The sequence below is a fragment of the Pedobacter sp. genome (assembly GCF_041662865.1).
Lineage (GTDB): Bacteria > Bacteroidota > Bacteroidia > Sphingobacteriales > Sphingobacteriaceae > Pedobacter.
In genome coordinates this window covers 16,032-31,553 of sequence record NZ_JBAZRL010000015.1, presented here as the reverse complement: position 1 = coordinate 31,553, position 15,522 = coordinate 16,032, and the positions used below count along the sequence as shown (strand labels likewise).

The 15,522-nt window shown below is 35.5% G+C and carries 10 protein-coding genes; 7 read left to right on the top strand and 3 right to left on the bottom strand.

Going from position 1 to position 15,522, the window contains the following annotated elements:
- The first annotated feature begins 30 nt into the window (after positions 1-30).
- From ygiD to WC622_RS07240, 3 genes are all read left to right on the top strand, one after another.
- Positions 31-855 carry a 4,5-DOPA dioxygenase extradiol gene (gene ygiD, locus WC622_RS07250; RefSeq protein ID WP_372818687.1) on the top strand — a complete coding sequence of 275 codons (825 nt, stop codon included), beginning with the start codon at positions 31-33 and terminating at the stop codon, positions 853-855.
- A gap of 82 nt (positions 856-937) precedes the next feature.
- A complete protein-coding gene (locus tag WC622_RS07245) occupies positions 938-3,448 on the top strand; it encodes a heavy metal translocating P-type ATPase (RefSeq protein ID WP_372818685.1) in 2,511 nt (836 codons plus the stop codon).
- A 6-nt stretch (positions 3,449-3,454) separates the two neighbouring features.
- Positions 3,455-5,815 (top strand): multicopper oxidase domain-containing protein, encoded by a 2,361-nt coding sequence (locus tag WC622_RS07240; protein ID WP_372818683.1) that lies wholly within the window; start codon positions 3,455-3,457, stop codon positions 5,813-5,815.
- 1 nt (position 5,816) lies between these two features.
- Here the strand turns inward: WC622_RS07240 and WC622_RS07235 are convergent, their stop codons facing one another.
- Genes WC622_RS07235 through WC622_RS07225 form a run of 3 tightly spaced genes read right to left on the bottom strand, consistent with a single transcriptional unit; the run spans position 5,817 to position 8,214 of the window.
- Positions 5,817-6,287 carry a DUF6265 family protein gene (locus tag WC622_RS07235; protein WP_372818681.1) on the bottom strand — a complete coding sequence of 157 codons (471 nt, stop codon included), beginning with the start codon at positions 6,285-6,287 and terminating at the stop codon, positions 5,817-5,819.
- Entirely contained in the window at positions 6,284-6,808 is a 525-nt protein-coding gene (locus WC622_RS07230) for a YfiT family bacillithiol transferase (RefSeq protein WP_372818679.1), read from the bottom strand. Before WC622_RS07230 ends, WC622_RS07235 begins: the two co-directional genes overlap by 4 nt.
- Before the next feature lie 8 nt (positions 6,809-6,816).
- The gene (locus tag WC622_RS07225) at positions 6,817-8,214 is read right to left on the bottom strand and encodes an aldehyde dehydrogenase family protein (protein ID WP_372818677.1); all 1,398 of its coding nucleotides are present in this window, start codon (positions 8,212-8,214) and stop codon (positions 6,817-6,819) included.
- 115 nt (positions 8,215-8,329) lie between these two features.
- Here WC622_RS07225 and WC622_RS07220 point away from each other — a divergent pair, with 115 nt between their 5' ends.
- The 4 genes from WC622_RS07220 (at position 8,330) to WC622_RS07205 (ending at position 15,407) form a co-directional block, all read left to right on the top strand.
- Entirely contained in the window at positions 8,330-9,532 is a 1,203-nt protein-coding gene (locus WC622_RS07220; RefSeq protein ID WP_372818676.1) for a hypothetical protein, read from the top strand.
- Positions 9,533-9,627: 95 nt separating this feature from the next.
- On the top strand, positions 9,628-11,271 hold the full coding sequence (locus tag WC622_RS07215; protein ID WP_372818674.1) for a M14 family metallopeptidase: 1,644 nt from the start codon (positions 9,628-9,630) through the stop codon (positions 11,269-11,271).
- 12 nt (positions 11,272-11,283) lie between these two features.
- The gene (locus tag WC622_RS07210; protein ID WP_372818672.1) at positions 11,284-13,017 is read left to right on the top strand and encodes a M14 family metallopeptidase; all 1,734 of its coding nucleotides are present in this window, start codon (positions 11,284-11,286) and stop codon (positions 13,015-13,017) included.
- Between the two features lie 17 nt (positions 13,018-13,034).
- Complete coding sequence (locus tag WC622_RS07205) at positions 13,035-15,407, top strand: prolyl oligopeptidase family serine peptidase (RefSeq protein WP_372818670.1); 2,373 nt, start codon at positions 13,035-13,037, stop codon at positions 15,405-15,407.
- Positions 15,408-15,522: the final 115 nt, after the last annotated feature.

Here is a 15,522-nt window from a genome sequence, read left to right as displayed (position 1 = left end):
TTTGTATAAGTAATCATCAAACAGTTAATCATGACAACATTAAATCAATTTAAAAATTTCACAGCAGACCTAAACGCAACAGCGTTGATGCCCGTACTTTTTATGGGACATGGTTCGCCGATGAATGGGATTGAAATAAATGAATTTAGCTCAAAATGGATTGATATAGCTCAAAATATTCCTATTCCACAAGCTGTTTTGGTAGTTTCTGCGCATTGGTTTACCAAAGGAACTCGAATTACAGCAATGGATATGCCTCCAACCATCCATGATTTTGGCGGATTTCCGCAAGCACTTTTTGATGTACAATATCCTGCGCCAGGCAATCCAAAATTAGCACAAGAAACACTGGAGTTAGTAAAATTTACTTCCATTATTTTAGATCACGATTGGGGATTAGATCATGGCGCTTGGTCGGTAATTAAACACATGTATCCAAACGCAAATATTCCTGTTTTACAGCTCAGTATCGATTATACAAAAAATGCACAATACCATTATGATTTGGCAAAGGAATTGTCCGCCCTGCGTAAAAAAGGGGTATTGATTTTAGGAAGCGGAAACATGGTGCATAATTTAAGAATGATGAGTTGGGAAATGATAAATGGCGGCGGTTATGATTGGGCAATTGAAGCCAATGAAAAATTCAAAAATGCGATTTTAAGTAAAAACCATCAATCGCTAATCAATTACCAAACAATGGGAAGCGATGTCATGTTAGGAATTCCTACACCAGAACATTATTTGCCATTAATGTATACACTTGGTTTGCAAAATGAAAAAGAAGGTGTCACTTTGTTTAATGATAAAGCAGTTGGTGGTTCTCTAACAATGACTTCTGTACAAGTTGGATAATCAGAGAATTATGTAAATCTTATCTGTTATTATGTAACAAAGGCCCAGGCTACTTGTTATAATTTTGTAGATCAAATTAAAAATGATGACACATAATTATCAAGTAACCGGAATGACCTGTTCTGGTTGTGAAAATAAAGTTAAGAGCAGTTTATTGTTGTTGCCAGAAGTTACGGCAGTTGATGTTTCTAAAGACACAAACTCTGCAAGAATAACAATGGCTAAACACATTGATTTAGCAGTTTTACAACAGGCTTTAGGAAACCATTATATAATTAGTTTGCCAGATAGTGGAGCTTCAGTAGAAGAAAAAAAATCATGTTGCGCAACACATACATATCAAAAAGCACCTATTGCAAATTCTGCTCAATCGGGTAAATTCTATTGTCCGATGCATTGCGAAGGTGATAAGGTTTATGATAAAGCAGGAAGTTGTCCTGTTTGCGGAATGGATTTGGTACAACAGCCAATTATCAATCATTCGGTTGAATATACTTGTCCAATGCATCCCGAAATTATAACGGATAAGCCAGGAGATTGCCCTATCTGTGGGATGGATTTAGTAAGGAAAGAAACCTCCATTAGCGAAGAAAATAAAACCTATAAAAATCTTCTAGGGAAGATGAAGATTTCCCTTCTTTTCACTATTCCAATATTTATTATTGCAATGGTTGGTATGCTGCATCCTAATCCTTTAAATCAGATAATGGATGACGACAAATGGAATTGGTTTCAATTTATTCTATCATTACCAGTTGTTTTTTACACCTGTTGGATGTTTTTTGTAAGAGCTTATAAATCAATCATCACTTGGAATTTAAATATGTTTACGCTCATAGGAATTGGGGCTGGAGTCGCATTCCTTTTCAGTGTTTTTGGCTTATTATTTCCTCATCTTTTTCCTCAAGAATTTGAAAGCGATCACGGCTCAGTACATCTGTATTTTGAAGCCACAACAGTTATCTTAACACTCGTACTGCTAGGGCAATTAATGGAAGCAAAAGCACATGATAAAACTAGCGGGGCAATTAAAGCATTGTTAAAATTAGCGCCTACAGAAGCAACAATAGTTGTGAATGGAATAGATCAAAAGATATCAATTCATGATATAAAAAAGGGAGATTTATTACGTGTAAAACCTGGAGATAAAATACCTGTAGATGGTAAAATAAATAGCGGATTTAGTAGTGTTGATGAATCTATGATTACAGGAGAGCCTATTCCTGTAGATAAAAAAGAAGGTGATAGTGTTAGTGCAGGAACCATAAATGGAACAAAATCTTTTGTAATGCAAGCTGATAAAATAGGGTCAGAAACCTTACTTGCTCAAATTGTACAAATGGTTGCAGACGCTAGTCGATCAAGAGCGCCAATTCAAAAACTGGCAGATACCATAGCGAAATATTTTGTGCCAATTGTAGTTGTTATTGCCATTATTACCTTTTTCCTTTGGCAACAATTTGGACCAGAACCTCGATTAATTTATGGATTGATAAATGCAGTTGCAGTTTTAATTATCGCTTGTCCGTGTGCTTTAGGCCTGGCAACACCGATGTCTGTTATGGTTGGTATTGGTAAAGGCGCTCAAGTAGGGGTATTGATAAAAAATGCCGAAGCCCTAGAGAAAATGAATAAAGTAGATGTTTTAGTTATAGATAAAACAGGAACGATAACAGAAGGGAAACCCTCTTTAGAAAAAGTTGTTTCTTTTGATAATAATGAAGATGATCTGCTTCAAAAAATCGCTTCGTTAAACCAATATAGCGAACATCCTTTGGCCAAGGCAGTTGTAGATTTTGCGAAAGCTAAAGGTATTAAGTTGGCCACGGTTAATGATTTTGAAACGATTGTTGGTAAAGGGGTAATAGGGATTTATGAAGGTTCCAAAATATCGCTCGGCAATCAAAAGTTAATGGAGCAAGTTGGCGCGGTTGTTTCGGAAACAATAGCAGATAAAGTTACAGCCGAGCAGCAGCTAGGAAAAACAGTTTCATATATTGGTATTGATAAGCAAATTGTTGGATATATCACAATTACTGATGCAATAAAAGAGACTAGCAAAGATGCGATTGCAGAATTATTAGCGCAAGGAATTGAAGTAATTATGCTCACTGGAGATAATGAAAATACAGCCAAAGCAGTTGCGGAAGAATTAAAATTAAGTTCTTTTAAGGCAGGTTGTTTACCTGAGGATAAACTTAAAGAAATTAAGAAATTACAGGCAACAGGTAAAATTGTAGCAATGGCGGGAGATGGAATTAACGATGCTCCAGCTTTAGCACAAGCAGATGTTGGTATTGCAATGGGAACAGGAACTGATGTCGCGATCGAAAGCGCAAAAATAACCTTGGTAAAAGGTAATTTGCAGAGCATTGTAAAAGCAAAAAAATTAAGTCACCATGTGATGAGAAATATCAAACAAAACTTGTTTTTCGCATTTTTCTATAATGTATTAGGAATTCCTATAGCAGCGGGCGTTTTATATCCTGTATTTGGTTTATTATTATCACCAATGATAGCCGCCTTGGCAATGAGTTTCAGTTCTGTTTCAGTAATAGGGAATGCACTTCGTTTAAGAACGGTTAAAATTTAAAACGCTATGAAAAAACTAATACTACTTTTGTTTCTGACCTTTGCTTATGTATCAGGCTATACACAAACAAAATCAATATATGCTTGCCCAATGCATCCAGAAGTGAAGGACGATAAACCAAGTAAATGCCCTAAATGCGGAATGAAGTTAGTTGAGGTTAAATCAAAGCCCACGAAAACTAATCAAGCCCCTGTCCCTATTCAAAAACCTCTTCAAGTTTCACAAAGTAAAGTTGCATCAAAAACGGTTCGATATGATTTATATGTTCGGGATACTACCGTAAATTTTACTGGGAAACCAAAAAGAGCAATTGCCGTAAATGGACAAATACCAATGCCTACTTTAACCTTTACAGAAGGCGATACAGCAGAAATATATGTACACAATGAGTTAAACGAAGAAACGTCTTTGCATTGGCATGGCCTATTTGTGCCAAATAAATATGACGGCGTGCCTAACTTAACTCAAATGCCAATACAACCACATACAACACATTTATATAAATTCCCAATTATACAAAGTGGAACACATTGGTACCATAGCCATACAGGTTTACAAGAGCAAAGTGGAATGTATGGATCTATGATTTTAAACAAAAGAGCCGAACCCATTATTCCAACTATACCCGTTATTTTGAGTGAGTGGGCTGACATGAATCCAAAGGAAATTGATAGAAGTTTACACAATGCTACAGATTGGTTCGCTATTAAAAAAGGCAGTACTCAAAGTTATGCAGAAGCGATAAGAGAAGGTCATTTTAAAACCAAAATAACCAACGAGTGGAAACGCATGAACGCAATGGATGTTAGCGACGTTTATTATGATCAATTTTTGATAAATGGTAAAAATCAATTCTTAGCTGAAAACTTTAAAGCTGGTGATAAAGTAAGGTTAAGGATATCCAATGCTGGAGCTTCATCTTATTTTTGGCTTAATTATGCAGGAGGTAAAATAACGGTTGTAGCCAATGATGGGAATGATGTAGTTCCTGTGGAAGTTGATCGATTGATGATCGCAGTTTCAGAAACATACGACGTGATTGTTACCATTCCAAAAAATATGAGTTATGAGTTTTTGGTTACACCAGAGGATCGAACAAAATCTGCCTCATTATGGCTGGGTAACGGGATGAAGATGCCTGCGCAAAAATTACCGAGGTTAAACTATTTTGAGGGCATGAAGATGATGAATGATATGATGGAGATGAATGGTGATTTAAAGGAAATGAAGGGAATGAAAATGCAAAACCAGATTATGGACATGAACATGGTCATGTACCCTGAAATGTCTGGCGATGATGATGCTAAAATGGATCATGATATGGGCGTAATGGATATGGATACACAAAAGGAGGATATTGTAACGCTTAATTATACCATGTTAAGAGCTCCAAAAAACACAGTGTTGCCTAAAGGACCCATAAAGGAATTGAAGTTTGACCTAACGGGCAATATGAACAGGTACGTTTGGACTTTAGATAATAAAACGGTTTCAGAATCGGATAAAATCTTAATAAAAAAAGGAGAAAATGTTAGGGTGATACTTTACAACAATAGCATGATGAGACACCCAATGCACTTACACGGACATGATTTTAGATTGGTGGGAAAACAAGGTGATTTTGCACCCTTAAAAAATGTGTTAGATATTATGCCAATGGAAAGGGATACCATAGAGTTTGCGGCTACAGAAAGTGGAGATTGGTTTTTCCATTGCCACATTTTGTATCACATGATGAGCGGGATGGGAAGGGTTTTTAGTTATGAAAATTCACCAGCAAATCCCGAAATACCAAATCCGAAATTAGCGCAAAGAAGATTATTTGCAGATGATAGAATGTTTCATTTTATGGCAGAGAATGATTTTGCAAGCAACGGAAATGATGGTATGGCCATGCTTGCGAATACACGTTGGAGCATTGGAACCGAGTGGCGTTTAGGTTATAGTAAAATGCATGGATTTGAAACTGAAACTCATATTGGAAGATACATTGGCAAAATGCAATGGCTAATGCCTTTTGTTGGGTTTGATTGGCGTTATAGAAAAATGGGAATGGATGACCAAGAAAATAATGTTTTCGGCCAGGCCAACACTAAGGACAATAGAGCCGTTGTGAGTATTGGAGCAGAATACACATTACCTATGCTAATCAAAGCCCAAGCAGAAGTTTACAATGATGGTGTAGTAAGATTGCAATTGATGAGAGAAGACATCCCTATTTCAAAAAGACTGCGAATGAGTTTTATGCTAAATACTGATAAAGAATATATGGGTGGTTTTAAATATATCGCAACCAAATACTTTTCGTTAACTACACATTATGATAGCGATATGGGCATTGGAGCAGGATTTTCTCTTAATTATTAATTTACTTCCTCCGCTTATAGTTAAATTCTAACTTGCCTTCCTTGCCGTTACTTACTCCCCAAATCCAAGCGAAAAGATTGTCCCTACCTTTGTTTTCATAAACAATTCTTTGAGGAAAATCGTGAGTTTTATTTTCAAACATAAGTAGCTTGTCTTCAAAAGAAATAAGCTTGAATTTAACCATTTTGGTTTTATCTTCCTGTGCGCCCGTAACGCAGAAATAAAAATCATTGTCAATTTTTTTAATAACAACAGTTTCCATTAAAATACTGTCGCCTTTTAAACTATGCTTGTAACTTTTACCTAATAATCCATCTTTTGTGCGTACCCAAGTCTCAGATAATTTACCCTTCTCGGTTTTCTTATCCCATGTACCTAACATAAAAGAAAACTGTTTAATAGATTTATTTTGCGCAACGGCGGAGATTTGAAAGGATAATCCGATAGCTAAAAAGACTAAATATTTTTTCATTTTATCGTAGATTTAATATGAGCTAAATGATGTTTACCATGCCAAGCATAATTTCCAATCAAATACCCTAATGTAAATTCTTTTTTTGCTTCTGGATGAAAATAAGTTCTCTCAAAATCACTTGATTTTAGCGTTCGAAGTAAAAACACTAATCGATCATGAATTGCTTTTAAAATAGCAATAGAAAGGTGAATATTTCCTGTTTTCCCGTCGGCTAATTCTGCCCATTTATCCTCAAAATACTGACGAATAGTAGGGTTTTCTTCAGTTAAAGTTAAATGAACACGAGTGTACGCGTTAATGTGACTGTCTGCTAAATGATGAATAACTTGTCTAGCTGTCCAGCCATCTGGGCGATAAGGAATTTCTAAATCAACTTCGCTTAATGAAGAAGTAATTTTTGCAATTTCCTGAGGGAAATTCGCCAAATCATCAATCCATAATTGAATTTGTTGTGCATCAATATTTACTGGAGGGGTATATTTCCCAATGGGATATTTTAATTTTTCTAGTTCTTGCATAATTCAAATTACATAATTCTCTTTAGTAATTTCAACACCCATTCTTTACCAACATAAGGCGGATAAATCATACTGCTAAAATCAAATCTCGATTGAAAAACAACCGCTCTTTCATGAGAAAAATTTTTGAAGCCAAAAAATCCATGACAACTGCCAATTCCACTCCCATTTACACCGCCAAAGGGCAATTTTGGGTTAGAAATATGAATTAAAACATCATTTACGCAAGTACCACCTGCACTCGTATTTTTAATAATGTGTTTAATATTCTTATTGTTTTTACTAAAGATATATAGCGCTAATGCTTTGCTCTTTGAGTTAATTTTGTCAATTACTTCATCTAAGTTTCGGTAAGTAATAATCGGTAAAACAGGCCCAAATATTTCTTCTTCCATTACTTTTACACCCACAGGTATTTTACTTAATACTACTGGGTAAATAGTTTGGTTAGATTCATCAAAAGTTCCGCCTAAATCTATTTTAGCACCTTTTTCTACCGCTTCATTTACCAAAGTTTTTAATCTTTTATAGTGTTTTGGACTAATAATTTTGCCATAAACCTTTGTGTCTAGCTTATCAGTTTTAAAATACATTTTGTTTACCGCGGATTTGTAAAGTCCAATAAATTCTTCGAGCTGTTGCTCATGTACAAAAACATAATCAGGCGTAATACACGTTTGTCCAGCATTAACTAGCTTACCCCATGCAATCTTTTCTGCCACTTTTACCAAATCAACATCTTTGTCAACTATTGTTGGAGATTTTCCGCCAAGCTCTAATGTTACGGAAGTCAAATTTTTTGCAGCGGCTTCCATTACTATTTTTCCAACTTCGGTACTTCCAGTAAAAAAGATATGATCGAAAGGTAATTTTAATAGCAATGTAGAAAGGCTTGCATTTCCTTCAAAACATGCTACTTCTTGTTCTTCAAAGGCTTCGGCAATAATTTTACTAATTACTTTGCTTGTAGCTGGACTAAGTTCCGAAGGCTTAACTATAGCACAATTTCCAGCAGCAATTGCAGAAATTAATGGACTCATAACTAACTGAAAAGGATAATTCCATGGTGCAATAATTAAGCAAACTCCTTTCGGCTCATAATATATTCTGTTTTTTGAAAAAGGGCTCGTGAATGTAGTACCCACGCGTTTTGGAAACATCCAATCCTTTAAATTTTTGATGGCAAAATCAAGCTCACCATAAATAAAAAACAACTCTGTTACAGAAGTTTCAAAAACACTTTTGCGTAAATCACTTTGTAAAGCTTTATATAGAGAGTTTTCATGTTTTTTTATGATCTCTTTCAGTGTTTTTAATTTAACTATACGTTGTGCAGCATTATTTTTTCTAAGCGTATATTTGTATGCTTGTTGAGTTTTAAAAACCACGTCAGTCTTTTGTTCCATATTATTGAGCACTAATGGCTTTGTGAATTGTTAAATATAGTTAAATGACGATAAAATTCATCAAAAACACATCCAATTAAAGGATATTGCGTATATAATCTTATAATACTATAAAATGCGGAAAAATTTATTTTTTGTTTTGACCTTAATGGTCTTCTTCGATTATGCAAATGCACAAACATTGAAACCAGGCGTATTGGTAATCGGTAATGGAAATGCAGCAGTTGCCGCAGGTCTTCAATCAGCCATTTCTGGAGTAAAGACTACTATTTTATTACAAGCTGGCGGATTTGATATTTCGCCAATTGAAAACAATTTAAATTCAGGAATACAAGCCGCATTTTTGAAAAAGTACAATGCATTTCTGAATAAAAACGGAGAAAAACAGTTAACAGGTTTCGATAAGCAAGTGGCCAACAATGTATTAACTATTTGGGCAGATAGCACTAAAAATTTAACGATTATTAGAAATGTAATGTGGGTTAAAGCAGAACGTTCTGGAAATAATTGGAATTTTAAATTAAGTGATGGGAGTACAATAAAACCTAAAGTGTTCATTAATCCAGGAGATACAAAATTGAACGAAGCTTTAAAAATTACGATTAAATCAACACAGAACTGGGCAAAATTAGATTATAGTTCAACAGTATATAGAACTAGCGTAACAGCAGGAAAATCAGGAAATGGAACAAATGCCAATTTCTTTTCACTGTATAATTTCCTTATTCCTCAACAAGAGAATTTAGTGTGGGTAAATGATCCAAATAGTATGTTACTTGGCCAAGCGGCAGGAGCAACGGCCGCTTATTCCGCTTTTTATGATATTAAAACTTCGCTTTCTAATTTGAAGAAAATACAAGGTGAATTAATTAACTACAAATTAAATTTAATGCCTTTTGCAGATATCAAAACAGCAGATACCAACTGGAAAGCAATCCAGTTTGTTGGAGTAACAGGTATTTTAAAAGCAGATATTAATGGAGCAACAGCCAATTTTTCTCCTGATAAACTGGTAACTACCGAAGAGGTTAAGCAGCCGTTTAAAGATTTTTATTACAAAGCTCAAATTTGGTTTGATGACCATAAATCACCACAAATTACAATTGGATCTGCTATTGATATGATATGTTATGTGGGCAATAAATCATTAGAAGACACCAAAAGAGGACTTGAAAAAAAGTGGAAAACGACGTATCAATTTAAAACGCAATTAGATTTAAAGAGACAGATAAATCGTAGAGAATTCGCCGTTTTATTGCAAGATTATATGCCTCCATTTAATGTAAATATAGATCAGAACGGCAAAGTGGTTAGATAACCTATGTGGTTTTAATCTTGCTCTGTAACATTTTATAATGCTTTAGATTATGTGATTGCTTTTTTATATAAATTGCAAGCATAACCTAAACTAACATGAAGAAACTTTACCTTTTTAACCTGTTTTTTCTGCTATTGATATGCAATGTCTTCGCACAAAACCAACAGGATTATAGTAACAATGCTCGCTTAGCCCAGAGAGTTAAAGCGCTTGCAGAAAAATACCCGCAATGGGTTAAAACCAAATCTTTAACGCAAACAGCAGGTGGTAAAGACATCTGGATGATGACCATCGGCTCTGGTAAAACAGAACAAAAACCAGCAATTGCTGTAGTTGGCGGAGTAGAAGGAAAACATCTTTTAGGTGTAGAAATGGCCATCGGTTTTGCGGAAAAATTAATGGCATCTTCTACTGTAGATAGCATTAAAAACATGTTGAATAAACAGACTTTTTATGTGTTTCCGAACATGAGCCCAGATGCTACTGAGCAATATTTTGCAAAAGTAAAATCAGAACGTAGTGGAAATGCAACTAAAACCGATGACGATAGAGACGGAAAAGTAAATGAAGATGATGTAGACGACTTGGATGGAAATGGAAAAATTACGTGGATGCGCATTCTTGATCCGACAGGAAAATATAAAATAAACTCGGATGACCCTCGCTCTTTATTGTTGGCTGATGCCACCAAAGGAGAAACAGGAAAATATATTTTATTGCCAGAAGGAATAGATAACGATAAAGATGGTGATTTTAACGAAGATGGTGATGGAGGAATCAATTTCAACAAAAACTCTAGTTATAATTTTAAAGGATTTATTCCAGGTGCAGGAGATTATGCAGTTTCTGAAAAGGAAAATAGAGCACTTTTTGATTTCCTATTCGATGCCTTTAACGTGTATGCAGTAGTTACTTTTGGTCCTACAAATAATTTATCTACACCAGTTACTTTTAATCCTGCAGCAATTTCTAAACGAGTAATTACAGGTTGGTTTGATAGTGATGCAAAGTCAAACGCACTAGTTTCCGAACGCTATAATAAAATTACCAAAACGAAAGATGCGCCAAAAACTCAAGCAGAAAGTGGCGACTTTTCACAATGGGCATATTTCCATTATGGTCGGTTAAGCTTTAGCACTCCAGGTTGGTGGGTTCCTAAAACTACACCAGATTCAGCCAGAAAAGAAAAGAAATTTACGAACGAAGACCCTACGGCATCTTATTTACGCTGGGCTGCAAGTCAAGGAATTACCGATACATTTACACCTTGGAAAGCAGTTTCTCATCCAGATTTTCCAGGTCAAACAGTAGAAGTTGGGGGTGTTGATCCTTTTGTATTGATTAATCCGCCGTATAAAATGGTGGATGGAATTGTAGCTAAACATACAGATTTTATTGTAGGACTAGCCGGAATGGCACCACAAATCGATATTGTAAATGTGAAGACTGAAAAAGTTTCAGATGGCTTAACGCGTGTTACTTTAAGTGTAATAAATACTGGCGATTTACCAACCTATACTAAAATTGGTGACCGCAGTTATTTCTTAAAAAAGATTGCTGTAAAAGTTAATCTCAATGCAAACCAAACAGTGGTAAGCGGACGAAAAACCCAATCATTGGAAGGCATGCAAGGTAAAGAGTATAAAGAATTAACATGGTTGATAAAAGGCAACGGTAAAATAACTATTGATGCAGGAAGCCCAACCACAGGCAGTAAATCAATCGAGGTAACATTATAATCAGACAAGACAATGAGAATCAAACATACTATTCTTCTGGCTGTACTAATTTTGTGTGCCGGAATTTTAAAAGCTCAAAAACCAGAAAATTTGTTGGCGGCAGTTGGAACGCCACCAAATCCTAAAGTACAAATTAGTTGGAACCGCTACAACGATCATACTGCGATTACTGAAATTTGCAAGAAATTGGCTGCGGCTCATCCAAACTTGGTTAAACTTGAATCGATGGGAAAATCTTTTCAAGGGAAAGAACTTTGGGTAATGACTATAACCGATACAAAAGTTGGCAGTGCAGATAAAAAACCAGCGATGTACATTGATGGTAATATCCATTCTAACGAAATTCAAGGAAGCGAATTTGCCTTATATACAGCATGGTATTTAGCAGAAATGTACGATGCAGGCAACAAAGCAATCCAATCTTTATTAGCAGATAAAACTTTTTATATCGCACCAACAATTAACCCAGATGCGAGAGATAACTTTATTCACCAAGCAAACACGGCACACTCTCCTCGTACTGGGTTAATCCCAATTGATAACGATAGAGATGGGGCAACTAATGAAGATGGTTTTGATGATTTAGATGGTGATGGAAACATTGTAATGATGCGCCGTAAAAGTGCAACTGGACGTTACAAAGTAGACCCAATAGATTCGAGACGAATGATTATGGTAGGTAACGATGAAAAGGGCGAGTATGAATTATTAGGATCGGAAGGGATTGACAATGATGGCGATGGATTTGTAAACGAAGATGGCGAAGGCGCTTATGATCCTAACCGCGATTGGGGATGGAACTGGCAACCAAATTATATTCAAGGAGGCGCTTATAAATACCCATTCTCTATACCTGAAAACAGAGCGATTTTAGACTTTGTAATGAAACATCCGAATATCGCGGCAGCACAATCTTACCACAATAACGGCGGAATGATTTTAAGAGGTCCTGGCGCTTTAGAAGATTTAGATACCTACAATGCACAAGATGTTAGAGTTTACGATGCTTTGGGTAAAAAAGGTGAAGAAATGCTTCCAGGATATAAATATCTAGTAGTTTATAAAGATTTGTATTCTGTTTTCGGTGGAGAATTAGATTGGTTTTATGGTGGAAGAGGAATTTATACATTCTCTAACGAGTTATGGACAGGTTATTCTATGTATAACAAAGCCGATGGAGAAGACAGTCAAACACAGGTGTATACTTTTGATAAAGACCTCTTAATGAAAGACGCATTTGTAGATTGGCATCCGTACAAACATCCAACTTATGGCGATATTGAAATTGGAGGATTTAAGAAAACTTATACGCGTTTACATCCTGGCTTTTTATTAGAAAGTGATGCGCACAGAAACATGGCCTTCAGTATTTTTCATGCTTACAATACTCCAAAATTAAATGTTGGAGAGATAGAAGTGAAAGAAATCGGCGGTGGATTAACACAAGTAACGGCAGTAGTAACCAACGATAGAATGATTCCTACACACTCTAGTCAGGATGTGAAAAATAACATTGAAACGCCAGATCTAATTTCTTTAACTGGCGGAAATGTAATTGCAGGAATGGTGGTAAACAACCGTGACATGAATTTTACAACTGAACAAAAAATGGATCCAGCAAATATCAAAGTAAATAATATTGCAGGTAATTCTTATGTAACTGTGCGTTGGCTGGTAAAAGGCGGCAGTAAATTTACTGTGAATGTGAGCAGTAAAAAAGGTGGTTTAGCAAGTAAATCAAATTAAAATTTTGTAATAATAAAATGAAAAAATATCTAGTTTTCTTTTTGTTTTTAACGGGTGTAGCACAAGCACAACAGCTTGCTCCTTTAACCGTTCAAAAAATAATGCGTGACCCAAAATGGATGGGTGTTTCTCCAACAAATTACCGTTGGTCTGAAGACAGTAAAACCGTTTTCTTTACTTGGAATCCTGAAAATAAGGAAAAGGACCAAGCATACAAAGTAAGTGTTTTAAGCAATAAACCAGAAATTGCAGCAGATAATGAAGCTACTAAGGCTGCAGGAAATAATTATATGTACAATAAAGACAAATCTTTAGCCTTATATGAAAAAGGTGGAGATCTCTATTTCTACAATTTTAAGAGCAAAAAAGAATCCAGATTAACCAATACAGTTGATCGCGAGAATGGTGCTTATTTTTTGTACAATAATGATGTTGTTTTTCAACGTGGGGATAATTTATTTCAACTGAATTTGAAGACCAACGAGTTAAAACAACTAACAAATTTCGTAAAAGGCAAAAGACCAGCTATTCCAGAAAGAGCTACATCGTCTTTACAAGATGCATGGTTAAAAACAGAACAGACCGAACTTTTCGATATCATTAAAAAACGTAATAAAACCGGTGGAAGAGCTCAAGGTTTTGCAGGACGAGGGCGTTTTGGCGCTGCTGATCCTAATCAAAAAACAATTAAACCTATATACCTTGAAGACAAGTTTTTATCAGGTTTAGTAGTTAGCCCTGATGGGAACTTTGTAAGTTATCGTTTAACCACACCAGTAACTACAAATCACAATACCATTGTTCCTAACTATGTTACATCGTCGGGTTATACAGAAGATATTGCTGGTCGTACGAAAGTTGGAGAGAACTTAACTGTATCCGAAAATTTTTTATACGATGGAGAAAAAGATAGTGTTTACACAGTTAAAACAGCTCAAATCACAGGTATAAAAGACTTGCCTGATTATGTAAAGGACTATCCTAAACAATTAGAAGAGCGAACTCAAAAAAATGAAGATCGTAAGGTAAATTTAGGAAGTCCTGAATGGAATGAGAATGGAACTACGGCAATTATTACTGCTGATTCGCAAGACAATAAAGATTTATGGATCTTAAAACTAGATGCTGCAACAGGAAACGTCACTGTATTAGATCGTCAACGCGATGAAGCATGGATAGGTGGCCCCGGAGTTGGTAGAGGCATAGAATGGATAGATAATAATCGTTTTTATTTCCAAAGTGAAGCAACAGGTTATTCGCATCTTTATGTTTTCAATGTTGCAACAAACGAGAAAAAGCAAATAACCTCTGGTAAATGGGAAGTACAAAGAGTACAATTATCAAAAGATAAAACTACTTTTTATATCACTGCAAATAAAGAACATCCTGGCATTACACATTTCTATAAAGTTAGTGTAAATGGTGGTGAATTAGTTCAAATCACTTCCATGAAAGGCGGTAATGAAATCACTCTATCGCCAGATGAAAAATGGTTAGCTATCAATTATTCTTATATGGATAAACCTTGGGAATTATACATCCAAGCAAATAAGCCAGGCGCAAAAGCGGTTCAAATTACAAAATCTACAAGCACAGAGTTTGATAGTTACAAATGGCGTCAACCAGATTTAGTTTCATTTAAAAACCGATATGGAGACGATGTTTACGCAAGAGTTTATCCAACGGCAAATCCCCATCCAAATAAACCAGCAGTAGTATTTGTACATGGTGCGGGTTATTTACAAAATGTTCACTACTGGTGGAGCCAATATTTTAGAGAATTCATGTTTAATAATTTATTGGCAGATAATGGATATACCGTAATTGATATTGATTATACTGCAAGTTCTGGGTATGGTAGAAATCACCGCACAGGAATTTATAGAGATATGGGCGGAAAAGATTTAACAGATCAAGTAGATGGTGTTAAAATGTTAGTAGAGAAATATGGCGTTAATCCTAAGCATGTCGGCTTATATGGCGGCTCTTACGGTGGTTTTATCACCTTAATGGGAATGTTTAAAGAGCCAGATGTTTTTGCTGCTGGTGGAGCTTTACGATCTGTAACAGACTGGGCACATTACAACCATGGATATACGGCAAATATTTTAAATGAACCATTTAATGATCCAATTGCTTATAAACGCAGCTCGCCAATTTATTATGCCGATAAACTAAAAGGAAATTTGTTAATGTTGCATGGCATGGTTGATGAAAACGTACACTTCCAAGATATCGTGAGATTAACACAACGCTTTATCGAGCTAGGCAAAGATAATTGGGAACTTGCCGTTTATCCAGTAGAAGATCACGGTTTTGTAGAGCCAAGCAGTTGGACAGATGAGTACAAACGTATTTTTAAACTGTTTGAAACTACGCTGAAGAAATAATTCGTTTTAAAGAAACAAAAGCCACAAGAATTATTTTCTTGTGGCTTTTTTCATATATGCCCACCGCGTCATTGCGAGGTACGAAGCAATCTTAAAGCGATTTTCAATCAAGCTT

Excerpts from the sequence above, each read along its gene's own strand:
- ygiD (WP_372818687.1), top strand. The coding sequence starts at position 31 with ATGACAACATTAAATCAATTTAAAAATTTCACAGCAGACCTAAACGCA.
- WC622_RS07245 (WP_372818685.1), top strand. The coding sequence starts at position 938 with ATGATGACACATAATTATCAAGTAACCGGAATGACCTGTTCTGGTTGT.
- WC622_RS07240 (WP_372818683.1), top strand. The coding sequence starts at position 3,455 with ATGAAAAAACTAATACTACTTTTGTTTCTGACCTTTGCTTATGTATCA.
- WC622_RS07235 (WP_372818681.1), bottom strand. The coding sequence starts at position 6,287 with ATGAAAAAATATTTAGTCTTTTTAGCTATCGGATTATCCTTTCAAATC.
- WC622_RS07230 (WP_372818679.1), bottom strand. The coding sequence starts at position 6,808 with ATGCAAGAACTAGAAAAATTAAAATATCCCATTGGGAAATATACCCCT.
- WC622_RS07225 (WP_372818677.1), bottom strand. The coding sequence starts at position 8,214 with ATGGAACAAAAGACTGACGTGGTTTTTAAAACTCAACAAGCATACAAA.
- WC622_RS07220 (WP_372818676.1), top strand. The coding sequence starts at position 8,330 with ATGCGGAAAAATTTATTTTTTGTTTTGACCTTAATGGTCTTCTTCGAT.
- WC622_RS07215 (WP_372818674.1), top strand. The coding sequence starts at position 9,628 with ATGAAGAAACTTTACCTTTTTAACCTGTTTTTTCTGCTATTGATATGC.
- WC622_RS07210 (WP_372818672.1), top strand. The coding sequence starts at position 11,284 with ATGAGAATCAAACATACTATTCTTCTGGCTGTACTAATTTTGTGTGCC.
- WC622_RS07205 (WP_372818670.1), top strand. The coding sequence starts at position 13,035 with ATGAAAAAATATCTAGTTTTCTTTTTGTTTTTAACGGGTGTAGCACAA.